This is a genomic window from Nonomuraea aridisoli (assembly GCF_003236395.1).
Lineage (GTDB): Bacteria > Actinomycetota > Actinomycetes > Streptosporangiales > Streptosporangiaceae > Nonomuraea > Nonomuraea aridisoli.
Genome location: NZ_POUD01000127.1, coordinates 1 through 24,172, shown reverse-complemented (window position 1 = coordinate 24,172; position 24,172 = coordinate 1). Strand labels below are relative to the sequence as shown.

General features: G+C 72.2%; 21 protein-coding genes and 1 pseudogene. 14 read left to right on the top strand and 8 right to left on the bottom strand.

Annotated features, from left to right (window positions below; translation table 11 throughout):
• From C1J01_RS26920 to C1J01_RS26885, 8 genes and pseudogenes are all read left to right on the top strand, one after another.
• A pseudogene (locus C1J01_RS26920) lies at nt 1-905 on the top strand (hypothetical protein); the annotation flags it as partial.
• Nucleotides 895-1,098: a hypothetical protein gene (locus C1J01_RS26915; RefSeq protein WP_111181760.1), complete on the top strand. Its 204-nt coding sequence runs from the start codon at nt 895-897 to the stop codon at nt 1,096-1,098. The pseudogene C1J01_RS26920 and the gene C1J01_RS26915, both read left to right, overlap by 11 nt.
• A 70-nt stretch (nt 1,099-1,168) precedes the next feature.
• Nucleotides 1,169-1,651, top strand: a complete 483-nt coding sequence (locus tag C1J01_RS26910; protein WP_111181759.1) for a (2Fe-2S)-binding protein — start codon at nt 1,169-1,171, stop codon at nt 1,649-1,651.
• On the top strand, nt 1,648-3,981 hold the full coding sequence (locus tag C1J01_RS26905; protein WP_111181758.1) for a xanthine dehydrogenase family protein molybdopterin-binding subunit: 2,334 nt from the start codon (nt 1,648-1,650) through the stop codon (nt 3,979-3,981). Before C1J01_RS26910 ends, C1J01_RS26905 begins: the two co-directional genes overlap by 4 nt.
• Entirely contained in the window at nt 3,978-4,832 is an 855-nt protein-coding gene (locus C1J01_RS26900) for an FAD binding domain-containing protein (protein WP_111181757.1), read from the top strand. Before C1J01_RS26905 ends, C1J01_RS26900 begins: the two co-directional genes overlap by 4 nt.
• 75 nt (nt 4,833-4,907) lie before the next feature.
• Nucleotides 4,908-5,591 carry an SRPBCC family protein gene (locus C1J01_RS26895; protein ID WP_111181756.1) on the top strand — a complete coding sequence of 228 codons (684 nt, stop codon included), beginning with the start codon at nt 4,908-4,910 and terminating at the stop codon, nt 5,589-5,591.
• Between the two features lie 94 nt (nt 5,592-5,685).
• A complete protein-coding gene (locus C1J01_RS26890; RefSeq protein ID WP_111181755.1) occupies nt 5,686-8,373 on the top strand; it encodes a bifunctional glycosyltransferase/CDP-glycerol:glycerophosphate glycerophosphotransferase in 2,688 nt (895 codons plus the stop codon).
• Nucleotides 8,370-9,428 carry a glycosyltransferase gene (locus C1J01_RS26885; RefSeq protein WP_111181754.1) on the top strand — a complete coding sequence of 353 codons (1,059 nt, stop codon included), beginning with the start codon at nt 8,370-8,372 and terminating at the stop codon, nt 9,426-9,428. Before C1J01_RS26890 ends, C1J01_RS26885 begins: the two co-directional genes overlap by 4 nt.
• A gap of 3 nt (nt 9,429-9,431) precedes the next feature.
• On the opposite strand, the gene C1J01_RS26880 is transcribed toward C1J01_RS26885, so the two are convergent.
• From C1J01_RS26880 to C1J01_RS26870, 3 genes are read right to left on the bottom strand one after another with little or no spacing between them, the layout of a single operon-like run.
• Nucleotides 9,432-10,469, bottom strand: a complete 1,038-nt coding sequence (locus tag C1J01_RS26880; RefSeq protein WP_111181753.1) for a sulfotransferase family protein — start codon at nt 10,467-10,469, stop codon at nt 9,432-9,434.
• Between the two features lie 21 nt (nt 10,470-10,490).
• On the bottom strand, nt 10,491-11,357 hold the full coding sequence (locus C1J01_RS26875) for a CDP-alcohol phosphatidyltransferase family protein (protein ID WP_235854699.1): 867 nt from the start codon (nt 11,355-11,357) through the stop codon (nt 10,491-10,493).
• 48 nt (nt 11,358-11,405) lie between these two features.
• Nucleotides 11,406-12,854 carry a glycosyltransferase family 2 protein gene (locus C1J01_RS26870; RefSeq protein WP_181448986.1) on the bottom strand — a complete coding sequence of 483 codons (1,449 nt, stop codon included), beginning with the start codon at nt 12,852-12,854 and terminating at the stop codon, nt 11,406-11,408.
• A gap of 154 nt (nt 12,855-13,008) precedes the next feature.
• Here C1J01_RS26870 and C1J01_RS26865 point away from each other — a divergent pair, with 154 nt between their 5' ends.
• Together C1J01_RS26865 and pseI are read left to right on the top strand one after the other, a co-directional pair.
• Nucleotides 13,009-13,500, top strand: a complete 492-nt coding sequence (locus C1J01_RS26865; protein ID WP_220040110.1) for a GNAT family N-acetyltransferase — start codon at nt 13,009-13,011, stop codon at nt 13,498-13,500.
• Nucleotides 13,497-14,540, top strand: coding sequence for a pseudaminic acid synthase (pseI, locus tag C1J01_RS26860; protein WP_111181749.1), 1,044 nt, complete (start codon nt 13,497-13,499; stop codon nt 14,538-14,540). The genes C1J01_RS26865 and pseI overlap by 4 nt, the downstream gene beginning before the upstream one ends.
• On the opposite strand, the gene C1J01_RS26855 is transcribed toward pseI, so the two are convergent.
• A complete protein-coding gene (locus tag C1J01_RS26855; protein WP_111181748.1) occupies nt 14,537-15,499 on the bottom strand; it encodes a PseG/SpsG family protein in 963 nt (320 codons plus the stop codon). The genes pseI and C1J01_RS26855 overlap by 4 nt on opposite strands.
• A complete protein-coding gene (locus tag C1J01_RS26850) occupies nt 15,499-16,227 on the bottom strand; it encodes a cytidylyltransferase domain-containing protein (RefSeq protein ID WP_235854697.1) in 729 nt (242 codons plus the stop codon). Before C1J01_RS26850 ends, C1J01_RS26855 begins: the two co-directional genes overlap by 1 nt.
• Nucleotides 16,228-16,330: 103 nt before the next feature.
• On the opposite strand from C1J01_RS26850, the gene pseB reads away from it, so the two are divergent.
• Nucleotides 16,331-17,308, top strand: coding sequence for a UDP-N-acetylglucosamine 4,6-dehydratase (inverting) (pseB, locus tag C1J01_RS26845; RefSeq protein ID WP_111181746.1), 978 nt, complete (start codon nt 16,331-16,333; stop codon nt 17,306-17,308).
• Nucleotides 17,308-18,432, top strand: a complete 1,125-nt coding sequence (locus C1J01_RS26840; RefSeq protein WP_111181762.1) for a DegT/DnrJ/EryC1/StrS family aminotransferase — start codon at nt 17,308-17,310, stop codon at nt 18,430-18,432. The genes pseB and C1J01_RS26840 overlap by 1 nt, the downstream gene beginning before the upstream one ends.
• On the opposite strand, the gene C1J01_RS26835 is transcribed toward C1J01_RS26840, so the two are convergent.
• Genes C1J01_RS26835 through C1J01_RS26825 form a run of 3 tightly spaced genes read right to left on the bottom strand, consistent with a single transcriptional unit; the run spans nt 18,429 to nt 22,966 of the window.
• The gene (locus C1J01_RS26835) at nt 18,429-20,315 is read right to left on the bottom strand and encodes a glycosyltransferase family 2 protein (RefSeq protein ID WP_181448985.1); all 1,887 of its coding nucleotides are present in this window, start codon (nt 20,313-20,315) and stop codon (nt 18,429-18,431) included. The genes C1J01_RS26840 and C1J01_RS26835 overlap by 4 nt on opposite strands.
• 21 nt (nt 20,316-20,336) lie before the next feature.
• Entirely contained in the window at nt 20,337-21,950 is a 1,614-nt protein-coding gene (locus C1J01_RS26830) for a hypothetical protein (protein ID WP_111181744.1), read from the bottom strand.
• Nucleotides 21,951-21,958: 8 nt separating this feature from the next.
• On the bottom strand, nt 21,959-22,966 hold the full coding sequence (locus C1J01_RS26825) for a hypothetical protein (RefSeq protein WP_235854696.1): 1,008 nt from the start codon (nt 22,964-22,966) through the stop codon (nt 21,959-21,961).
• Nucleotides 22,967-23,129: 163 nt separating this feature from the next.
• Here C1J01_RS26825 and C1J01_RS26820 point away from each other — a divergent pair, with 163 nt between their 5' ends.
• A complete protein-coding gene (locus tag C1J01_RS26820) occupies nt 23,130-23,378 on the top strand; it encodes an acyl carrier protein (protein ID WP_111181743.1) in 249 nt (82 codons plus the stop codon).
• Nucleotides 23,353-24,111: an SDR family NAD(P)-dependent oxidoreductase gene (locus tag C1J01_RS26815; RefSeq protein WP_111181742.1), complete on the top strand. Its 759-nt coding sequence runs from the start codon at nt 23,353-23,355 to the stop codon at nt 24,109-24,111. The genes C1J01_RS26820 and C1J01_RS26815 overlap by 26 nt, the downstream gene beginning before the upstream one ends.
• Nucleotides 24,112-24,172 lie beyond the last annotated feature (61 nt).

Below are 24,172 nucleotides of genomic sequence, written 5' to 3'. Positions count from 1 at the left end.
CCCCGGAGGCGCCCCCGGTCGCGCACGCCGCGGAACCGGCCGCGCCCCGAGACGACGAAGCGGTGACGGACGCGCCCCGGCACGACGAGGCGGTGACGGCCGAGTACCCGGTGCCGCCGCCCGAGCCGCCCGCCTACCGCCCCGGCCCCCCGACGGCCGTCGACTACGGCGCCCAGGGGGCCCCGTTCGCGCCGAACGGCCCCTACCAGCCGCTCGACCCCGCCAGGCGGGCCGGTTACTCCCCGTACGACCCCGCGCTGTACGGCCGCCCCCTCCCCCGGCGGGAGCGCAGGCCGAAGTCGTACATCGGCGCGATCACCCTGTTGCTGGCCTTCATCGTCGGAGGGATCGTCGTGCTCGCCCAGTCCAAGTCGGCAGCCGGAGTGAGCCCGACCATCGTCGGCGGCGCCATGCTCATCGCCATCGGCTCCGGCCTGCTCGTCGCCGCCTGGTGGGGGCGCGGCGCCGGTCTGGTGGCCATCGGCACCGTCGTCGCCCTGCTCGTGGGCATGGGGCTGATGTTCGGCGGCGTGCCGCGGAACGTCGGCACCTTCGAATGGGTACCCTCCAGCGTCGCCGAGGCGAGCCGGCTCTACGACGTGGGGGTGGGCGACGGCCTGCTCGACCTGTCGGAGCTGGAGCTCGCGCCGGGATCGACGGTGACGTTCAACGCCGCGGTCTCGGCGGGCGAGCTGGTGGTGATCGTGCCGCCGACGGCCAGGGTCGAGGTGAAGGCGAGGAACAAGGTGGGCGACATCCAGATCGACCGGGCGCTCAGGGGCGGCGTGGACGTGCGCTTCGACCGGACGCTGGAGCCGGAGGTCCGGCCGCAGGGCGAGCCCGCCACCATCGTGCTCAACCTGCGGGGCGGCGTCGGCGACATGGAGGTGCGCCGTGGCGCGTGACGTCGAGCGTCCCCGGCGGCTGCACCGCACGGATTGGATGGCCCTGCTCAGCGGTGTGTTGTTCGTCGTTCTGGGCATTCTGCTCGTTACACGGGCCATCACGGATCCGCTGATCCTCATCGGGGTGATGGTGCTCGGATTGGCGTTCGCCGGCCTGGTGGCGATCGTCGCGCGGGGGGTTCGCGGGAAGTAGACCTTGACCGGGAAAAGCACCGGCGTACGTTCGGAGTGTCCGCCTTTCCCCCTGCTTTGAGGGAGGACGTATGCCCCGAATCACCGTCATTGTCGACGGAGTCACGTACGAGGAGGACGTCGAGCCGCGCGTCCTTCTCGTCCACCTGCTACGAGAGCGGCTGGGCAAGACCGGCACCCCCATCGGGTGCGACACCAGCAACTGCGGCGCCTGCACGGTCCTGCTCGACGGCAAGAGCGTCAAGAGCTGCTCGGTGCTCGCCGTCCAGGCCGACGGCTGCGACGTCGTCACGATCGAGGGCCTCGGCACGAGCGGGTCGATGCACCCGATGCAGAAGGCCTTCCACGAGGAGCACGCGCTGCAGTGCGGCTACTGCACGCCGGGCATGGTCATGGCCGCGATCGACCTGCTCAGGGACGACCCCGACCCGTCCGAGGAGACGATCAGGCAGGGCCTGGAGGGCAACCTCTGCCGCTGCACCGGCTACTGCAACATCGTGCGCGCCGTCCGCAAGGGCGCCCAGGAGATGGGGCAGGCGGTGAGCACATCATGACCGTCCAGGAGGTAGGGCAGCCGAGGCGGCGCAAGGAGGACGCCAGGCTGCTGACGGGGCGCACGCAGTGGACGGACAACCTCACGCGTCCTGGCCTGCTGCACGTGATGTTCCTGCGCAGCCCCATGGCGCACGCCAGGATCGCGAGCGTCGACGTCTCGGCGGCGCGCGGCCTGCCGGGCGTGGTGGCGGCCTTCAGCGGCCAGGACTTCGCCGCCGAGCAGGGCAGCCTGCCGTGCGCGTGGCCGGTCACCGAGGACATCGTCATCCCCGACCACCCGCCGATGGCCGTGGACGAGGTCCGTTACGTCGGCGAGGCCGTGGCGTGCGTGGTCGCGACCGACCGCTATCGCGCGGCGGACGCGCTCGACGCCATCGAGGTCGAATACGAGCCGCTGCCGGCCGTGGTCGACATGAACCAGGCGCTGGCCCCCGACAGCCCGAAGGTGCACGAGGCGGGCAACAAGGCGTTCAACGTCACGATCACCTCGGGCGACGTCGAGGCCGCCTTCCGGGACGCGCCCGTCGTGATCGACCGCACGTACGTCCAGCAGCGGCTGATCCCGTCGGCGATGGAGCCGCGGGCGGTCATGGCCGACACCGACGGCGAGTCGTTCACGGTGTGGTCGTCCACGCAGATCCCCCACGTGCTGCGGGTCATGCTGGCGGTCGTCACCGGCATCCCCGAGCACCGGATCCGGGTGATCGCGCCCGACGTGGGCGGCGGGTTCGGCTCGAAGCTGCAGGTCACCGCCGAGGAGGTGCTCTGCCTGCTGCTCGCCCGCAGGCTCGGCAAGCCGGTCAAGTGGACGGAGTCGCGCTCGGAGGGCAACCTGACGGTCCACCACGGCCGCGACCAGATCCAGCACGTACGGCTGGCCGCCGACGCCGACGGGCGCATCCGCGGACTCCAGGTCGACCTGCTGGCCGACATGGGCGCGTACCTGATGCTGGTGACGCCGGGCATCCCGATGCTGGGCGCGCAGATGTTCAACGCGATCTACAAGATGGACGCCTACCAGTTCGGCTGCACGGGCGTGTTCACCACCAAGATGCCGACGGACGCCTATCGGGGCGCGGGCCGTCCGGAGGCGACGTTCGCCATCGAGCGGGTGATGGACGAGCTGGCCGCCGAGCTGGGCATGGACCCGGTCGAGGTGCGCAGGCGCAACTGGATCAAGCATGAGGAGTTCCCGTACACGACGATCTCGGGGCTGACGTACGACTCCGGCAACTACGAGGCGGCGACGGAGAAGGCGCTGGCGCTGTTCGGCTACGACAAGCTGCGGGCCGAACAGGCCGACCGGCGTGACAGGGGCGACCCGGTGCAGCTCGGGATCGGCGTGAGCACGTTCACCGAGATGTGCGGGCTGGCGCCGTCGCGGATGCTCGGAGAGGCCAACTACGGCGCGGGCGGCTGGGAGCACGCGTCGGTGCGCATGTTGCCGACGGGCAAGGTCGAGGTCATCACCGGCACCTCGCCGCACGGGCAGGGCCACGTGACGTCGTGGAGCCAGATCGTCTCCGACGCGCTCGGCGTGCCGTTCGACGACGTCACGGTGCTGCACGGCGACACGGCGATCGCCCACAAGGGCATGGACACCTACGGCTCGCGTTCGCTGGTCATCGGCGGCGTGGCGGTGGTCAAGGCGTGCGACAAGGTCAAGGAGAAGGCCCGCAGGCTGGCGGCTCATCTGATGGAGTGCTCGCCGGACGACCTCGAGTTCGCGGCGGGGGCGTTCAAGGTGCGCGGCACGGAGCAGCAGCGGACCATCCAGGAGCTGGCCTACGCCGCGTTCACCGCACATGACCTGCCCGAGGGCGTGGAGGCGCGGCTGGACTCCGACGCCACGTTCGACCCGGACAACTACTCCTTCCCGCACGGCACCCACCTGTGCGCGGCGGAGGTGGACACCGAGACGGGCATGGTGAAGATCCGCTCGTACGTGGCGGTCGACGACGTCGGCACGGTCATCAACCCGCTGATCGTCGAGGGCCAGGTGCAGGGCGGCATCGCGCAGGGCATCGCGCAGGCCCTGTTCGAGGAGGCCGTGTACGACGCCGACGGCAACCTGCTGACCACCACGATGGCCGACTACCTGCTGCCGTCGGCGGCCGACCTGCCGAACTTCACGCTCGACCGGACGCAGACCCCGGCGACGAGCAACCCGCTGGGCGTCAAGGGCGTCGGCGAGGCCGGCACGATCGCCTCGACCCCGGCCGTGGTGAACGCGATCGTGGACGCGCTGCGCCCGTACGGCATCCATGACATCCGGATGCCGTGCACGCCGGAGCGCGTCTGGAGAGCCCTGGAAGGAGTGCGGCGATGATCCCCGCGCAGTTCGACTACGAGCGGCCGGCCTCGCTCGCCGAGGCGTGCCAGGCGCTGGCCGAGGACGACGAGGCCAAGGTGCTGGCGGGCGGGCAGTCGCTGCTGCCGCTGCTGCGGCTGCGGCTGGCGTACCCGTCGAAGCTGGTCGACGTGGGCCGGCTGGACGAGCTGAAGGGCGTGCACGACCGCGGCGACCACGTGTTCATCGGCGCGATGGCCACGCACGACGAGGTCATGCGCTCGCCCGCGGTGACGTCCGGCTGCCCGCTGGTGGCGATGGCGACGTCGCACGTGGCCGATCCGGCGATCCGGCACCGGGGCACGTTCGGCGGCTCGCTGGCCCACAGCGACCCGGCGGGCGACCTGCCGGCCGTGGTGCTGGCCCTGGACGGCGTCTTCGTGGCCAGGTCGGCGCAGGGCGAGCGGGAGATCCCGGCCGCCGAGTTCTTCGTCGACTACCTGGAGTCGTCGCTGGCCCAGGGCGAGATCCTGGCCGGGGTGAAGATCCCGAAACTGGGCGACGGCTGGGGCTTCCACTACGAGAAGTTCCACCGTACGGCGCAGGCGTGGGCGATCGTCGGCGTGGCGGCGGCCGTCCGGCGCTCGAACGGCGCGATCACCGAGGCCAGGATCGGGCTGACGAACATGGGGCCGACGCCCCTGCGCGCCCGCGCCACCGAGGCCGCCCTGCGCGGCGTGGAGCTGGGCGACGCGGTACGCCAGGCGTGCGAGCAGGCGGCGGAGGACACCTCGCCGCCGTCCGACCTGCACGCGCAGCCCGACTACCGCCGCCATCTGGCCAGGGTCCTGACCCACCGCGCGGTCCGCACCGCGGCCGGATCGCCCTGACCGTGCGGAGGGGGCGCCTCTTCCGGGGCGCCCCCTGCGCGACGTAGTGTCACAGGCATCGGAAGGAGCGGATCGATGGCGATGCGGTTCGATCACGAGTTCACTGTTCCGGTTCCCGTCGAGCAGGCGTGGGCGGTGCTGCTCGATGTCGAGCGAGTCGCGCCGTGCCTGCCCGGGGCGGCGCTGGAGACCTTCGAGGGCGACGCGTTCACCGGCCGGATGAAGGTCAAGGTCGGCCCGATCACGGTCACCTACCGTGGCACGGCCACGTTCCAGGACGTCGACAAGGACGCCTACTCGCTGACCATCCAGGCCTCCGGCAAGGAGGCCAGGGGCGCCGGCACGGCGTCGGCCACGGTCAAGGCGCGCATGTCGCCGCGTGACGACTCGACGCTGGTGACCGTGGAGACGTCCTTCAACGTGACCGGCCGGCCCGCGCAGTTCGGGCGCGGCGTGATGGCCGAGGTGGGCGGCAAGCTGATCGAGAAGTTCGCCGACAACCTGGCGCGGCTGCTCTCCGAGCCCACGGTGGAGCCGGCTCCGGCGGCCGACGAGGAGCGGCATCTGGCCGCCGTGCCGGAGGCCGAGGAGGAGCCGCGTCCCGTGGCGACGCTGCGCGCCTCGCGCACGGCCGACGAGGAGGCGCTCGACCTGCTGGAGGTCGCGGGTCAGCCGCTGCTGAAGCGGCTGGCGCCGGTCGCCGGCGCGGTCGCGCTGCTGCTGCTCATCGCCTGGGTGATCCGCCGGATTACGCGCTGATTTTCGGCAAATAGTCAATCAAGTCCGGACACTTCCCCCAGCCCGGGGGAAGTGCCTTTCCCGCAGGCCATCGGACCAGCGGGGGGACTTGGGGATGCCGGACTGCACCGTCGTCGTCATCACGTACAACGACGCCGAACGACTGCCCAGAGCCGTGCGTTCCGTGCTCCGGCAGACGCTGCGCGACCTGGAAGTGATCATCGCGGACGACGCCAGCACCGACGGCACCCCGGAGGTCGCCCGGGGGCTCATGGACGGCGATCCGCGCGTGCGCTACCTGCGCAGGGCCGCCAACAGCGGCGGTTGCGGGGCCCCGCGCAACGACGGGATCGACGCGGCCCGCTCCCCGTACGTCATGTTCCTGGACAGCGACGACGAGCTGCCGCCGCACGCCTGCAAGAGCCTGCTGACCGAGATCGAGCGGACGGGCGCCGAGTTCGTCTCGGGGCAGATCTCGCGGTTGTTCGAGTCGAGCGGGAAGCTGCATCCGTACTATCCGTCGTTGTTCGCCCGGCGGCGGGTGGTGGCGGGCATCCGCGAGGACCCCGAGCTGTTCCTCGACTGCTTCAGCACCAACAAGCTGTACGGCACGTCCTGGCTGCGCGAGCACCTGCTGCGCTTCCCCGTGGACATCCACTACGAGGACCACGTCTTCGCCACCGAGCTGTACGCGGTGGCGCGCAGGTTCGCGGTCGTGCCGTGGACGGTCTACCACTGGCACCGCGCGCCTTCGACGCCCTCGATCTCGCTGAGCGTCGACGACCTGGAGAACGTCCGCCAGCGGGTCATCGCGGCCCGGCTGAGCGACGACATCCTGCGCGACTACGGGGCCAGCGACCTGGTACCGCACCGGCAGCACCGGTTCGTCCGCCAGGACCTGCGGGTCTACCTCAACCCGCTGCCGCTGCGCGACGTGGTGTGGGTCAAGGAGTTCGCCTCGATCGTGCGGCCGTACCTGGAGGAGATCCCGGAGACGGTCATGGAGCGCATCCCGCCGCTCGACCGGGTCTGCTGCCGGCTCATCCTGGACGACCGGATCGAGGACCTGCGGGTGGCGGCGGCCTCGCTGACCGGCCCGCGGGCCGCGCCCCGGGCGGCCGTGCGGCAGAACGGGAGGACGTACTGGGGCACGTCGGTCTCGCCGCAGATGGACATCACGAAGCTGCGGCTGGCCGAGCTGCCCTTCTCGCACTCCCGCCTGCGGCACGAGATCACCGCCATCTCCTCGGACGGCCCGCGCGTGCGGATGACCGTGCGGACGTACGACCCGTTCGGCGCGCTGCCCGCGGAGTGGACGGCGTTCCTGCAGCTCGGCAAGGAACGTGTGCCGATCACGCCGGAGCCGATGGGCGCGGGCGGCTACGTCAGCGAGATCACGTTCACGCCGTCGCGCACGTGTGAGCCGCGCATCGGCTTCACCCGGGTCCGCGACGGCCGCACCACGACCGACCGGCTCCTCGTGGATCCGCGCCTGGAGCCGATCGAGCTTCCCGGCTGCACCCTGCGGGCCGAGGGGTACGCCGCCTACCTGGGCGTGCGCGCCGACCCTGCCCCGAAGTCCGCGGCCCGCAGGCTGGCGCGGCGGTGGCTGAAGCGCGTCGGCACGCCGCGGAACAAGCTGCGCGCGTACAAGCTGCTGATCAAGGTGGTCAGGCCCCGGCCCGACCTAGCGCTCTTCGAGTCGGACGTCGGCAAGGGCTGCACCGGCAGCCCCCGGGCCGTCTACGAGGAGATCCGGCGGCGCGGCCTGCCGATCGAGGCGGTCTGGTCGGTGGCCAAGGGCCGCGCGAACTTCCCGCCCGGCGTACGCCTCGTGCGGCGCGGCAGCTGGCGTTACCTCTGGACGATGGCCAGGGCCGGGATCTGGGTCGACAGCCACGGTCTCCCGCTGGACCACCCCAAGCCCAAGGGCACCCGCTACCTGCAGACCTGGCACGGCCAGGGCATCAAGTCGATCGGTTTCGACGCGCCCGACCTGCGCGCCGACTTCGACGGGCCGCGCGCGCAGTGGCGGGCCGCGGTCGCCCGCTGGGACGCCCTGGTCTCGCCGAGCGCGGAGTTCTCGCGCATCTTCCCGGCCTCGAACGGCTACACCGGCACGATCTACCGGTACGGCACGCCGCGGTGCGACGCGCTGGTGCGCGGAGAGGTGACCGGCGACGTGCGGAGCCTGCTGGAGATCCCACCGGGGCGAAAAATCCTCCTATATGCGCCTACGTACAGGGATCGGGCGAAAGGCAGCGGCCGGTCCGTCCGCGTGGACCTGGAACTGCTGGCCGAGGAGCTGGCCGACGACTGGGTGGTGATCCTGCGGACGCATCCCGTGGAACGTTACAAAGTGCCCGAGCACCTGCGGTACTTCGTCCGCGACGCCGGCTCCTATCCCGAGATCAACGACCTGATGCTGGTCTCCGACGCGCTGCTGACGGACTACTCCTCCGTCATGTGCGACTACGCGATCACCGGCAAGCCCATGCTCTTCTTCGTCGACGACTGGGACGACTACCGCCTGTCGGAGCGCGGCGTCTACCACGACCTGCCGGCCATCGCCCCGGGCCCGTGCGTCACGACGACCGAGGACCTGGTGGCCGCGCTGCGCGACCTGCCCGCCGGGCACGCGTCGTACGCCGAGAAGTACGCCGAGAAGTACGCCGCCTTCCGCGCGTTGTGGTGCGCCGACGAACACGGCGACGCGGCGGCCAGGATCGTCGCCGACTTCTTCGGCCTGCCGCAGCAGGCCGGGACACGACCGGCTCCCCGCGAAGAGGAGGCGGCCCTGTGAGCGTGGTCTTCACCTGCCTGGACGCCGACACGCTCGGCGGCGTCCAGCACGTCACCCACACCCTCGCCCAGGGCCTGGCCGAACGCGGCCACGAGGTCCACGTCATCGGCCTGCACCGCTCCCCCACGCCCTTCCGGTACGTGGAGAGCCCGCGCTACCACCGGCACGTGATCAGCCGGGGCAGGGCGGACGGCCGGCTCGCGCGCGGGCACGCCGACCGGCGGCTGCGGCGGCTGCTGGAGTCGATCGAGCCCGGTTACGCGGTCATGACCACGCCGTCGGTGGTCACCCGCGTGTCGGGCCTGCTGCCGGAGGCGTTCCGGTCGATCGGCCAGTACCACGGCTCGTACGACCACGCCCGCGGCTGCTGGCACCTGGCCTCGATCCGGCGCCACTACCCCGACCTGCACCAGGCGGTCTTCCTCAGCGAGCACGACGCCTGGCAGTTCTCGGAGCACGCGCTGCTGCCCAACGCCTGGACGCTGCCGAACCCGCTGGCGAGCTGGCCGGAGCACGTGTCCGCGCTCGACATGCCGCGCGTGCTCGGCGTGGGCCGGCTGGAGGGGGTCAAGCGGTTCGACCGGCTGATCAGCGCGTTCGCCCGCTCGGGGGCGCCTCGGCCGTGGCAGCTGCACCTCATCGGCGACGGAAGCGAGCGCGAACGGCTGCGCGCGCACGCCGAACGCGAGGGGGTGGCCGATCGGGTGGTGTTCAGGGGGCCGGTGCCGGCCGCCCGGATGTCGCGGGAATACGCGCACGCCTCGGTCGTGGGGTTGACGAGCGAGCACGAGGGCCTGCCGGTCGTGCTGCTGGAGGCGGGTGCGCACGGGGTGCCGTCGGTGGCGTTCGACGTGTCCGGCGGCGTGCGCTCCACCGGGCCGGTGCTGGTACCGCCGGGCGACGTGGACGCGTTCGCGGCGGAGCTGGGCCGGCTCGTCGGCAGCCGGGCCGAACGCGTGCGGCTGGGAGCCGAGGCCCGCGCACGGGCCGAGGCGTTCCGCCTCGACCACGTGCTCGACCGCTGGGAGTCGATGTTCGCGCACATCGACCGGTAGGGCTCAGACGGGCTCGGTGAGCTCCGAGCGCTGCTGCGGGATGCCGGCCAGCGCGCGCTGGCGCGAGGTGATCATCGCGGCCACCGGGCCCGGCTCACGCAGCCGGTTGAGCCGGTCGCGCATGCCCTTGCGCATGCGGCTGGCCTTGCGCTTCTGCATGGTCTTCTGGCAGGCCGTGATGTGCTCCTTGGACGGCTTCGGCGCCCCGGTGATCTCGTAGCCCATCGACTCCAGGCGGTCGCCCAGCATGTGCTCGGCGAGCGCGATCTCCCAGTCGTCCAGCCGGTTCGCCCAGCTGCCGACCCGGCTGCGGGTGACCTCGCCGTGGGTGTTGCGGTGCCAGACCTTGTGCTGCGGCACGGCCTGGACGGCCGCCTCGCGCGGCGAGATCATCGACGGTGCGAAGTCCTCGTCCAGGAAGTGGCAGAGCTTCTTCAGCTCGGTCTCCGGATCGTCGGTGAGGTCCTCGTAGCGCAGCTCGTAGTAGGTGTCCTCGGGCAGCGTGCGGCGCAGCTTGCCGCCGGCGTCGATGGCCTCGGCCCACGTGGAGATGGCGTGGAAGGAGTCGAGGGTGTACCAGGGCATCTCCTTCAGCGAGGCCACGCAGTCGCGGCCGTCCCTGATGAGATGGACGAACTGGGCGTCGGGGAAGAGCCGCAGCAGCATGTCGACCTGCTTGACGTAGCTCGGCCGCTTGTCGCCCCAGCGCACCTTGTCGAACCGGTCGGCGTACATCCGGAAGGCCGTGCCGAAGACCGAGCCGAGCGAGCCGGGTGCGTCCACGACCTGCTGGATGAAGTCGTCCTTGTCGAGCTTGAGCTCGCGGAACTTGGTGCTGCGGTCGGTCGCGATCCACTGCGCCAGCGCCCGGCGCCGGTGAGCCACACGCAGGTCGCCCCACGTGCGGCGCCGGTAATAAACGGGAACGAGGAAGCGCGTCTCCGGCGGCACCGCCATACGCGGGTGCGAGTGGAGCATGAGCTGGAGCATCGTGGTGCCGGACCGCGGGCATCCGATGACGAAGACTGGCCGGTCTGACATGTCGTACTAACCCCCGAAAACTTAGACGAGAACGTGCTCTCGGCTCTCCTGCTGAGCGGTGCTCACCCCGTGCCTGCGCGCGAAGAGCCACATCCGGTAGACCAGGAAGACCTCGTTGACCAGCAGCAGGAGCCCAGCCACCGCGGCGAGCGGGATCAGCGCCCATGCCCCCGCGAGGGGCGCGACCACGAACACCGCCGCGTGGAACTCGATGCCGCTGACCAGGTGCGAGCGGACCCGGTGGCGGGCCAGGAACCGGTTGAGCCGCCGGTAGAACCGGAAGAACCAGCGCGGACGCGGCGCCCGGCCGGGCGGCATCATGTCCAGCGGCTCCGGCTCCAGCGGGTCGGGCCCCAGGGGGTCGGCCGCCAGGGGCGCCATGCCCAGGGCGTCCGGCTCCTGCCGTCCCTCCCTGATGGTGTCGCGCACGCGCTTCATCTGCGGCGCGTTGACATACCTGAACAGGTCCAGGACGGCCACCGCCGCACCCAGCACGATGAAGGCCACATCGCCGGTCAGCGCGTACTGGCCGTAGGCCAGGCCACCGGCGCACAGGACCACCCTGATCCGGTCTCCCACGTAGTCCAGCCAGAGCCCGAAGGGCGTCCCCGTGCCCTTGAGCCGGGCTATCTTGCCGTCCACGCAGTCGATCATGAAACTGAGGTAGAAGAGGCAGGCGCCCGCCACGAGCTGGTTCGTCGCGAAGAACGCCGCCGACACCATGCCGAGGACCAGCGAGAACACGGTGAGCGCGTTGGGCGTCAGCCGGGTGTGGTTGGCGACGGGAAGGGCGACCCGGCAGGCGACCGGATCCACGAAATAGACGGTCCACCAAGAGTCTCTCCGCTTGCGTGTCTCGTAGACGTCATCGAGCGAATAGGTCCTCATGGAGACCAGCATGACCACGGAAGGCCGCGGAGTGGTCACTCTCTGGAACTACTGGGGGATGTCCATGCCTGTTCTTGACCTACCCGGCACCGAAATCCGCCACGTGGCGCTGCTGTCACCGTCCCGGCACCATCCCTTGAACACCAGGCCGCGCAGCTCCGCGCGCACGCCGAGCCGCCAGGTGCCGCCCTCCAGGCGCCCGGCGTCGGCCACCGCCACGAAACCGTGCCGGCCCTTGCGCTTGACCTCCAGCGGAACCCGGCGGCGGCCGTCGCTGAGCCACAGGCTCACCTTGGCGACCCGGCGGTCGACGCGGTGGAACGACACGTGGACGCGCAGGCGGTAACCGGCCTCGGCGCGCTCGCACGCCTCGACCTCGGCGATCAGCTTGATCTCGTCGCGGGCGTCGAACACCTCGTCGGGGATGCGCAGACGCCGGTTGCGGAAGAACGGGTAGTCGCCGTACCAGCCGGTCGCACGCCGGCCGCGCGGCACCACGCGGGTGACGTCGTTCCTGCCGCGGCGGAACTCGCGGACGGCGCGCAGCTCCGCCAGCAGCCCGCGCCTGAGCAGGTGCAGCTCCAGGCGGCGCAGCGACGGGGCGGTGGCCAGCACGTGCGGGCTCAGCTCCGCCAGCCAGGCGCGGCCGAGGTCGAGCAGCGGCCCCGGCTCCTCGCGCCGCTCGACGCAGCCCTCCATCGCCTGGAACAGGAAGATGATGTCCTTCTCCAGCACGAGCGAGTCGAAGCCGTCGAGCAGCTCGGGCGCCCGCTCGTCGAGGAACGCGCGCACGGACCGGATGGCCGCGAGGCGCTCGTTCAGGTTGGACAACTCCCGGCGGCGCTGCGTGATCGACGTGCCCTCCTCGTCGCGCTTACGCCAGTGGTAGACCACGTCGCCCACCATGTCGACGCTCGTGGCCAGCACGTGGGCCTGCATGGCGACGGGCACGTCCTCGTAGATCCCGGACGGGAACGACAGGCCGTGCCGCTCCCAGAAGTCGCGCCGGTAGACCTTGTTCCACACCGTGCGGTCCCTGATCAGCACCTGCTTGTCGGTGATGTGGGTGCACAGCTTCGGTCTCCTGAACACCTTCTCGTGCAGGACCGACTCCTCCAGCTCGCCGTCCACGAGCCGCCGGACCGCGCCGCACGCCAGGTCGGAGCCGGTCTCGGCGAGGCTGCCGGTCAGCACCTCGTACGCCCCCGGCGGCACGACGTCGTCGCCGTCGGCGAAGGCCAGGTAGGCGCCGCGGGCCTGCCGGATCCCCTGGTTGCGGGCCGGTCCCGGCCCGAGGTTGCGCTGCCCCACGAGCACGAACCGGGCGTCGCGCGCGGCGAAGTCCTCGGCCACCCGCCGGCTCCCGTCCACCGACCCGTCGTCCACGAGGATCACCTCGATGTCCTCCAGGGTCTGCGCGGCCAGCGACTTCAGACACTCGGTGAGGTACGGCTCCACGTTGTAGAACGGGACGACGACGCTGAGCAGGGGGATCATGCCGAATTCGCTCCTTGGCTCGATACGGGTCGAGGGCAGCATGCCGCGACGTGAGGCGGGATTCCGTGTCCGATGGCCGTCCCTGATCAGCTCTTTACCGGACGAGGATCCGCTACTTTGGGCGAGGGGTCGAGCACGAATCGTAGGGGGAACGGTGCTGAGAGACGTGCGAGATGGTGATCTGCCGGTTATGCGCCGATGGCGCAACCACCCGCGCGTCCGCGCCGCCAGCTTCACCACCCACGAGATCACCGAGGCCGAACACGCCCGCTGGTGGGCCGCCACCCGCGCCGACCCGAGCACCCACGTGCTGGTCTACGACCACGAGGGCGCCGCCGCCGGGGTGGTCACCTACTCCGGCGTGACGCCGGCCGCCGCCCGCTGGGGCTTCTACCTCGACCTCGACGGCCTCGAACGGTCGGGGCGGCTGCTGGCCGCCTGGGCCGGCCTCGAACGGGCGGCCATCGCGCACGCCTTCGGCCCGCTCGGGCTGGCCGCGCTGCGCGGCGAGGTGCTGGCCGGCAACGAGGCGGTCAGGCGGATGCACCGCAGGTTCGGGTTCGCCGAGGTGGAGACCTACCAGCGGCACGTCGACGGGGTGCCGCGCGACGTCGTGGCCATCGAGCTGAGAAGGGAAGACGCATGATCTCCATCGCGGGCCGGCCGATCGGTCCCGGGCATCCGCCGTACGTCGTGGCCGAGATGTCCGGCAACCACAACGGAAGCCTGGAACGCGCGCTGGCCATCGTGGACGCGGTGGCCGAGGCGGGCGCGCACGCGCTGAAGCTGCAGACGTACACGCCTGACACGCTGACCATCGACTGCGACGCGCCGGCGTTCCGGATCGGCGACGGGCACGAGTTGTGGGGCGGCGAGACGCTCTACCGGCTCTACGAGCGCGCCCACACGCCGTGGGAGTGGCACGAGCCGATCTTCGAGCGGGCGCGGGAGCGGGGGCTGGCCGCGTTCTCGGCGCCGTTCGACCCGACGGCCGTGGAGCTGCTGGAGAAGCTGGACGTGCCGGCGTACAAGATCGCGTCGTCGGAGATCGTCGACCTGCCGCTGATCCGGCTCGCCGCCGCCACCGGCAAGCCGCTGATCATCTCCACCGGCATGGCGACGACCGGCGAGATCGAGGCCGCCGTGGCGGCCGCGCGCGAGGCCGGCTGCACGCGGCTCGCCGTGTTGTCGTGCACGGCGTCCTACCCCGCGGCGCCGTCGGAGAGCAACCTGCGGGCGCTGCCGCTGCTGAGCACGCTCACCGGCGAGGTCGTCGGGCTGTCCGACCACACGCCGGGGCTGGGGGCCGCGCTGGCGGCGGTGGCGCTCGGGGCGTGCCTGATCGAGAAGCACGTCACGCTGTCGCGGGCCGACGGCGGGGTCGACGCCGCGTTCTCGCTGGAGCCGGCCGAGCTGGCGGCGCTGGTGGTGGAGAGCGAGCGGGCCTGGCGGTCGCTGGGCGAGGCGCGGATCGGGCCGCGCCCGTCGGAGCGCGAGGGGCTGCGGTTCCGCCGGTCGTTGTACGTCGTACGCGATGTGCTGGCGGGTGAGCAGGTGACGGCGCGCAACGTCCGGTCGATCCGGCCCGCCGGCGGCCTGCCGCCCGAGGCCGCCGCCGAGGTGATGGGGCGGCGCTTCACCCGCGACGTGCCCTTCGGCACCCCGCTGACCTGGGACCTGATCTAGCGGCAGAGCGCCAGCAGCGCGTCGGCGACGCGTTCGCGGCCGCGGCCGTCCACCAGGCCGCGGCCGCGACGGCCGTGCTCCTCGCGGGCGGCCGGGTCGGCCAGCAGGCCGGCCAGCACGGCGACGGAGCCGGCGTCGGGCGCGTCACCCAGCCCGGCCGCCACGCCGCGGCCGACCAGCTCCTCGTAGCCGATCAGCTGGTTGTCGGCCACCCAGGTCAGCGCCGTGGGCACGCCGAGGTGGAGCAGCTCCCAGACGGCCGAGCCGGCCGCGGTGACCACGAGGTCGGCGCCGGCCATCAGCTCGGGCAGCCGGTCGGTGGGCGGGATCACGGTGATCGGGCCGCCCGCCTCGAACGGCTCGGGGCTGACGACCGTGCCGTGGAACGGCCTGCCGGTCGCCCGCAGCGCCTCGGCCCACGCCGGGGCCACGCCCGCGCTGTCGGTGCCGCCGAAGAAGCACAACACCCGCGGCGCCTCGCCGTCGCGCCTCACCCGCCTGCGCGAGCGCACGCTGTCACGCAGCAGCACGTAACGGGCCCCTGCCAGCCGCCGGCCGGCGAAGGGGAACGGGCGGTGCTCGGCGCCGAGGTTCTGGTCGAGGTAGAGGTCGGCCTGCTGGCCGCGCGGGTCGCCGTCGACGATGGCGAGCACCGCGAAACCGTGGTCGCGCAGGACCGCGCCGGTGCGCTCCGGCAGCTCGTAGGAGTCGAGCACCACGGCGTCGAGCCGCAGCTCGCGGGCCAGCGCCGCCAGACCGGCGGGCTCGGCGGGGGCGGGCACCAGCGGCAGCCCCCGCAGGCTCAGCTGGGCCCCGGCCCACGCCGAGCCGCGCACCTCGCCGAGGAAGACCACCTCGGCGCCGCGCGAGCGCAGCTCCTCGGCCAGCGCCACGCAGCGCACCAGGTGGCCGACCCCGCTGCGCACCCCGGCTTCGCACCGGAACCCGGCCCGCGGCATCACGCCTCCTGCAGCGCCTTCTGCCGGACGTGGGCGTTGAGCCCGCACACCTCGGGCCGCTCGCGCAGCCAGCTCACCAGCGTGCGGGCGGGCACGCACCGGTCGCCGAACGCCGCCGCCACCGCGGTGATGAGCCGCCAGTCGTCCTCGGTGTCGAGCGTGACCCGCAGGTCGTCGGCGGCGGGCTGGTGGGCCAGGCCCAGCAGCCGCGCGTCGCCCGGATGGGCGTAGATGTGGGAGGTCACGTGGGTGCGGTGGAAGCCGGTGGCCTCCGCGTCGGCCCGCAGCAGCGCGGCGCGTCCGGCGATCTCGACGTCGAGCCCGCGCGGCAGCGTGCGGGCCAGGCTCGTGCTCAGGTAGTCGAGCCCGGGGACGGCGCGGTAGACCAGCGCCGCCTCCCTGATCACGGCGGGGTCGAGCAGCGGGCAGTCGGCGGTGAAGCGCATCATCGCCTCCCACCGCCGCCCCTCCAGCGCCTGGACGAAACGGGTCAGCACGTCGTCGACCGGCCCCCGGTGCCAGGCGACGTCGAGCCGCCGGCACTCGGCGACCACCGCGTCGTCGGCCGGCTCGGTGGTGGTGGCCACGAGCAGGTCGTCGAGCGCTCCGGCCTCCCGCGCGGCGCGGACCACCCAGCCGAGCACCGAGCGGCCCTCCAGCTCGCGCAACACCTTGCCGGGCAGACGTGACGAACCCATGCGGGCCTGGATGATTCCGACGATGCGCACCGCGTTCCATTCCCCCCATGTGACCCAACGTGCACGACCCATCGCGCTATGCTACCGGCTGCTCAGACGACAACAGCGCGCACGCGCGATTTCAGGGGGCCACGTGAGCATTCTCAGTGGATCGTCGATTCTGATCACCGGAGGAACGGGGTCCTTCGGCAAGGCGTTCATCCGCCACGCGCTCGACTCGCTCGGGGTCCGCCGCCTGGTGGTCTTCTCCCGCGACGAGCTCAAGCAGTACGAGACCCGCCAGCTGTTCGGCGACGACGAGCGGCTGCGCTGGTTCATCGGCGACGTACGCGACCGCGACCGGCTGACCCGCGCCATGCACGGCGTCGACCACGTCGTGCACGCGGCGGCGCTCAAGCAGGTCGACACCGCCGAGTACAACCCCTTCGAGTACGTCCGCACCAACGTCGCCGGGTCGCAGAACGTCGTGGAGGCGGCGATCGACAGCGGCGTGCGCAAGGTGGTCGCGCTCTCCACCGACAAGGCCTCCAGCCCCATCAACCTCTACGGCGCCACGAAGCTGGTCGCCGACAAGCTGTTCGTGTCGGCCAACCACTACGCCGCCGCCCACGAGACCCGCTTCGCCGTCGTCCGCTACGGCAACGTCGTCGGCAGCCGGGGCTCGGTGGTGCCGCTGTTCCAGCGCCTGGCCGCGCAGGGCGGCAGCCTGCCGATCACCGACAAGCGCATGACCCGCTTCTGGATCACGCTCGACCAGGCCGTCAGGTTCGTGGTCGACTCGTTCGAGCTGATGCGGGGCGGCGAGCTGTACGTCCCGCGCATCCCCAGCATGCGCATCACCGACCTGGCCGAGGCCCTCGCGCCGGAGAGCCCGATCTACGAGATCGGCGTACGGCCGGGCGAGAAGCTGCACGAGGAGATGATCGGCCCCGACGACGGCCGCAGGACGCTGCGCCTGGCCGACCGCTACGTCGTCCAGCCGACCATCGCGACCTGGGGGTACGTGCCGCCGGATGCGGGCGAGCTGCTGCCCGAGGGCTTCTCCTACCGCTCCGACACCAACGAGCAGTGGCTGTCGGTCGACGACCTGCGCGCCATGGTGGCCGCGTGATGCTCCCCTACGGACGGCAGTCGATCGACGAGTCCGACGTCGAGGCGGTGACCGGGGTGCTGCGCGGCGACTGGCTGACGACGGGGCCGGCGGTGGCCGCGTTCGAGACGGAGCTGGCGCGCTGGACGGGCGGCGTGCCGTGCGTGTCGGTGACCTCCGGCACCGCGGCGCTGCACGTCGCGTACGCGGCGGCCGGGGTGCGGGCGGGCGACGAGGTGGTGACGACGCCGCTGACGTTCGTGGCGACGGCGGCGACGGCGGCGCTGCTGGGCGCGAAGGTGGTCTTCGCCGACGTGCAGCCCGACACCGGCAACCTCGACCCCGACGCCGCCGCAGCGCTGGTCACCCCCCGGACTCGGGTGATCACGGCGGTCGACTACGCCGGCCACCCCGCCGACCACGACGAGCTGCGCGAGGTCGCCGACCGAGCCGGGGCGGTGCTCGTCGACGACGCCGCCCACGCGATCGGGTCGACGTACAAGGACCGGCCGGTGGGGTCGCTCGCCGACCTGACGACGTTCTCGTTCTTCCCGACCAAGACCGTGACCACCGCGGAGGGCGGGGCGGTGGCGGCGGCCGACCCCGAGCGGTTCCGGCGCGCCGCCCGCTTCCGCAACCACGGGATGGTCAGGGAGCCCGGCGAGCAGCGCTTCCCCGGCGAGGGCGGCTGGCACCAGGAGGTGCACACGTTCGGGCTCAACTACCGGCTGCCCGACGTGTTGTGCGCGCTCGGCATCAGCCAGCTGCGCCGGCTGGAGCGGTTCCGCGCCCGCCGCGCCGAGCTGGTCGAGCGTTACGACACGCTGCTGCGCGACGTGCCCGGCCTGACGCTGCCGGCCCGGCGCGCGTACGTGCGGCCGAGCTGGCACCTGTATCCCGTGCGCGTGCGCGACGGCCGGCGGCGCGAGGTCTACGAACGCATGCGCGCCGCCGGCATCGGAGTGCAGGTCAACTACCTGCCGGCGTACTGGCACCCGGTGTTCGAGGACCTCGGCTACCGGCGCGGCCTGTGCCCGCGGGCCGAGGCCTACTACGCCGAGGAGTTGTCGCTGCCGCTGTTCCCCGGCCTGTCGGACGCCGAGCAGGACCGCGTGGCCGAGACGCTGGCCGGCATCCTGCGTTAGCGCTCGGCGACCAGCAGGCAGCCGTCCTCGCCGCGGTCGATGAGGAACCGCCGCTCGGCCACCGTCGCGACCGCCCGGTGCGCGGTGCGCACGAGCGGCCGGATGGCCCTGCCGTGGTCGATGAGCACCTCCCACCACGCCTCGCGGCTCACCCGCTCGTCGATGTCGGCGAGCGGCACGCGGGCGTGGAAGTCGCTGCCGGCCAGCGCCACCGGGAAGTACATCTCCTCGCCGTCGTTCCTGCGGCGCAGCCGGAGCACCGGCTCGCCGTCGCCGACGTCGGCCATCTCCCCCGAGAACACCAGGTCGTGCCCGTCGAGGCCGCACTCGCCGATGACCGCCTCGGCGTGGCGCAGGCGCAGGCCCCAGGTGCCCTTGACGCCGCGCACCGGGACCGCCCACACGCCCGATCGGCGGCGCGGCTCCGGGATCCACGGCGGCAGCCAGCGCGGGCCGGCGACCCTGCCCTCCAGCCGCAGCCCCTGGCCCCTGATCCCGACGTACAGGTCCCACAGGCCGCGCCTGCCGAGCTGCGCCTTGGTGAACGTCTCCAGGTCGAACGCGAACCTGAACGGGAACGCCTGCTCCTCCAGCAGCCTGCCGTCCTCCTGCCTGACGTCCTCCACGACGGGGGCGCTGACGCCTTCCGAGAGCGGGATGGTCGCGCCGGACCCGCGTTCGCGCAGCCAGACGTTCAGCCGCACCCGGCGCACGCCGCTCACGTCGAACGTGCCGACGGCGGCGCGGCCGGCGCCGGACAGCACGCTCTCGCGCCAGTCCAGGCTCACCAGCCGGCTCCTCAGCCTCAGCTCGGCGGAGACCTCCGACAGGCGGCCGGGCATGGCGGGATGGCGGCCGTACCAGCGTTTGCGCAGCAGCCCGGCCGAGGCGACCTTGGGGCGCAGCCGGCCCGCCTGCGCGGCGGCGAACGTCTCGGTCAGCTCGTCCAGCCGGCGCCGGTGCAGGAGGTGGACGAGCAGGCGCTGCTCGTACGGCAGGCTCAGCCACGCTTCGGGCGCCACCCCGTCGAGGTAGCGGACGGCGAGGTCCACCAGCGCCGGGTCGGCCGACGGCCCCATGCCGGCCATGGCCTGCACGGCCACGCTCATGTCGATGTCGAGGGTGTCGCGGTCGAAGTCGGCCTTGAGCTCCGGGGCCCCGTGGCCGAGGACGTCGGCGGTCTGCAGCACCGACAGCAGGCGGTCGCGCAGGTTGCCCGGCTCCAGACTGCGCTGGGTGATCGACGACTCCGGCTCGTCACGCTGCCGCCAGTGGTAGACGACCCTGGCCAGCACGTCGACCGACCCTGCTCCGACGTGCGCGGCCATGGCGACGGGCTGGTCCTCGTACATGCGCTCGGGGAAGCTCAGGCCGAGGCGGTCCCAGAAGGAGCGGCGGTAGACCTTGTTCCACAACATGCGGTCGCGGACCAGCAGCGGGTGGCGGGTGATGTGGGTGCGCCGGCGCGTCTTGGCGAACGCCTGCCGGTGCGCCCACGACGGCACGAGCGTGTCGCCCCGGAGCCGCATGACGTTGCCGCAGGCCAGGTCGGAGCCGGTGTCCTCCAGCGAGGTCACCAGCCGCTTGAACGCGTCGCGCGGCACGGTGTCGTCACCGTCCACGAAGGCGAGGTAGCGGCCGGCGGCGTGGCGCAGGCCGACGTTGCGGGCGTGGCCCACCCCCTTGTTGGGCTGTCTGACGAACCTGATCCGCGGATCGGCGGCCTGCCGCGCGGCCACGACGAACGGGCCGCCGTCGGCGCTGCCGTCGTCCACGCAGATCACCTCCAGGTCCTCCAGGGTCTGGGAGGTGATGGAGTCAAGGCAGGGTCCGATGTACTTCTCGACGTTGTAGAACGGGACGATCACCGACAGAACCGGCACGAGCACTCCTCATCGTTTTCGTCAGCCGGACAGCAGGCGTATGACGCGGCGGGCGACCTTGCGGGGGCGGGCCAGTCGGCGGGTGAGGCGGTATCCGAGTGTCCTGCGGTAGGCGGTGGCCTTGCGCTGGGTCCTGCGCAGCTTGGCCTTGGCCCTGACGAGCTCGCGCTCGCGGTAGGAGAGCTTGGTCTCCAGCCGCGAGATCCTGGCCACGGCCGCGGCGAGCTGCTCGGTCAGCCGGTCGCGCGCCCGCAGCAGGTCGCGGTACGTGGGGGCGTGCTCGGCCGGCTCGGCGGGCAGGCCCAGCTCGGCCTCCAGCTTGCGGGCCCGGTCGAGGTCGCCCTGGTCGCAGTCGCGTCCCGCCATGGCGCACAGGGTGAGCGTGAGCTGGTCGGCCTCCAGCGGCCACGGCCACGGGTGGTGGTGACCGGCGGCGAGCAGGCGTACCGCGAACCGGCGCAGGATCCGGCAGAGCGCGACCCGCGGGTCGGTCGGGTAGGGCAGGCCGGTCGGCGGGCCGATGGCGGCGAACCGCTCGCCGTCGTGGACCAGGCTGTCGGTCGCCGCCGACACCTCGCCGCCCTCGTCCAGCCAGGCGGCCAGGTCGGTGAGCACCTCGCGCACGGTCTTGACGTCCTCGCGGGCGCACGCCTCGACGAGGATCTCCTCGACCACGCGGCCGGCCGGGACCGGCCGCTCGCCGCCGTCGGGGAGGCGGCGAGCGCCCGCGGGGGTCAGCTCGTACAGGACCGCCTTCTCCTCGACCAGCCCCAACGGCAGCTCCTCGGGCTCCTCGGGGGCTTCTGGGGTCTGCGACGGGCGGGTGGCCACGGCGAGCCACATCGGGGCGAGCCGTTCGCCCAACCGGTGGCGGAACACCAGGCGGGTCAGCCGCAGCGGGTCGGCCACCAGCGTGCGCTCGTCCTCCCGGGCGCTGAGCGTGAACGCGAGCGCGTCCGGCAGGTCGTGCGCCAGCGCCTCCCTGGACAGCAGCGACCGCGGCGCCTGCCGGTCGGGATACACCGCGTACGAGCGCCGCAGCGTCAGCCCGGCCGACTCGATCCCCTGGTCGAGGGCCTCCGGGCCGCTCGGGTAGCTGGGGTCGAAGCCGTGCGGCGCCCACTGGTCGTCGCCGCCCTCCCGGCCGGCCGGCCGCGCCTCCAGGAACCGGTCCACGCCGAGGTCGTTGCGCACGCCCAGCGCCAGCCGCCCGCCCGGGGCCACCAGGCCGGCCAGCGCCGCCAGGGACTCCTTCCAGGCGGACGCCGGCGCCTCGGCGGAGTGCGTGCGCAGCAGCCCGTCGAGCGCCAGCACCAGGTCGTACGGCTCCTCGACGTCGAGCGCCTCCAGCCGCCCGCAGAACACCGTGAGGTCCGGGTGGCGCTCGCCGAGCGCGCAGGCGTCGGGGAAGGAACGCAGCAGGACGGCCGCCGCCGCGGCGTTCGCGACGACCTCGTCCACCAGCGGCTGCGGGTGCGGCCCGACCAGCAGCACCCGGCCGCCCGCCGGCAGCAGCCTCCTGATCAGCTCCAGCGCCGCGCCCTGCCACTCCGTGACGCCGGCCACGGCGGACATGTCGGACCACAGCAGCATCTCTCCGCCGATCAGGCGGACGTTCTCTGGTGCCTCGTTCATGCGTGCGCTCACGGCTTCGCTCCGCGCGGGGGGTTCTGCCGTGCGGACGCCGAGGGCCGGTCGGCGCGCCGCTCCCGTCGCCCGGGGCGTTCCGCCTCGGGCTGCTGGAGCGCCGCCATGGCCGGGCGCCTCTCCCGTCGTGTGGCGGCCTCGTGCCGCCTCGTCGTCGTCCCGGACGGGGGCGCCGCCGCCCGGGCCCGCTTCCATCCGAACATTCGCCGTAGCTCCTCCGGTGTCGCCTGATACTCGAATCCCAGCTCCTGCCGCGCGACCTCCACCGCCAGCTCGGGATCGACGCTCGTGCCGTGCATCTCGGGCCACAACCGCATGCGGCGCGCCGTGCCGCCGTACTCGGGGCGTTCGTCCTCGAACTGCATCGGGTCTCCGTACACGGCCGTCTCGCAGCCGACCGAGGCGCCGTAGAACAGGGCGCTGCCGAGCCGGTTGGAGGCCACCCTGCGGTGGCGTCGCAGCTCGACGAGCTGCTTGCGCAGGAAGTCGCGGCCCTTCCCGTCCCAGCGGGATCCGCGGTCGCCGTGGCAGATGACCCGGAAACCTCTGGATTTGTACGCCTGCCGAATGTCCGGATTTGCGAATTCCAGCCAATAAAGGCAGACCGTGACCGGACCAGTCTCGACATTTCTGATTTCGTCGGCGAGGCGTCCGTGGTCACCGCTGACGGAGGACTTCTCCCAGCCGTGGAAGGGATACCAGATCGTGCCCTCGCGATCGGGCCGGACGCCCAGATCGGGCTCCTGGTGAAGGAGGTAGATCCAGGGGGCGCCGATCAGGTAGTGGCCGCGCCGGCCCATCGACCAGCCCCGGCGGCGCAGGGTGTCCGACCAGATGAAACGGGGATAGCCGGGGCTGCACCAGTGGTCGTTCGGGGGGAATCCGTGGAGATAGTTCCATCCGTGCTGGAGGTAGCCTTGAATGCGCTTCGGCGCCTCGTCGGGGAGGCCGCAGTATCTTGCGAGAATGCGCGAGTGCCCGTACCAGTGATTGGATTCGTCCATCATTCCCCCCGTACGGTGGCCGTGTCTTTTCCGACATTCCCAGCCGCCAACGCGGGCCACGCGTCGTTATACGGTTCCATTACCGAGGGCGGAGGCTTGGTTTCTCATCGGTCTCATTTGCCGCTACAATTCGTCGTGGTCCGAGCACAGAGAGTGAGTGATCATGAATCATCTCGATCGCCTGCGGGCCGTCTTCCGCATGGCGCTCAACCTTCCCGCCGACGCCGACGTCGACGGGCTCAAATACCGAGCCATCCCGCAGTGGGACTCCTTGGCCCACATGGCGTTGATCGCGGCGATGGAGGACGAGTTCTCCGTCATGATCGACACCGATGAGATGATCGACATGAGCTCGTTCGCCAAGGCGGCCGAGTTGCTGGAGAAGCATGGTATCGGCGCCGCCGCGCTCTGAGCCCTGGGTCGTCCTGGTCACCGGCTCCACGACCGGCATCGGCCGGGCCGTCGCCGACACGCTGGCCGCGGCCGGCCACACGGTCGTGCTCCACGGCCGCGAGGAGGAGCGCGCCGCGAAGGCCGCCGCCGAGGTGGCCGCCCGGAGCGGCCGGCCGGCCGACGCGGTCCACGGCGACGTGGCCGATCCCGCGCAGGTCTCCGCCATGATGCGGCAGGTCTTCCAGCGGCACGGCCGGCTCGACTCGCTCGTGGTCAACGCCGGGTTCCACGAGGCGGGGCTGCTCGGCATGACCCGCCACGACACCGTCACCCGGCTCTTCGAGGTCAACGCCATGGGGGCGGCCTACACGCTGCAGGCCGCGCTGAGGCTGCTGCGCCGGGGCTCCTCCCCCGCCGTGGTGCTGGTCTCCTCGATCATGGGCCGCGCGGGCGGGCCCGGCCAGGCGGTCTACTCCGCCGCCAAGGCCGCCGTCATCGGGCTCACCCGGGCCGCGGCCAAGGAGCTCGGGCCCTCGGGCGTCCGGGTCAACGCCGTCGCCCCCGGCTACATCGAGACCCGCATGCTCGACACGCTCGACGACCGCTCACGCGCCGCCACCGTGGCGGCCACCCCGCTCGGCCGGCTCGGCACGCCCGGCGACGTCGCCCAGGCGGTCGCGTTCCTGCTGTCGCCGGGGGCGGCGTTCATCACGGGGCAGATTCTCGGCGTCGACGGCGGGCTGATCCTTTGACTTCTCCCCGCCCTGCACCAGGACGGGAGTCCCGACCCCCACGGGCCGGCCTTCCCCCCGG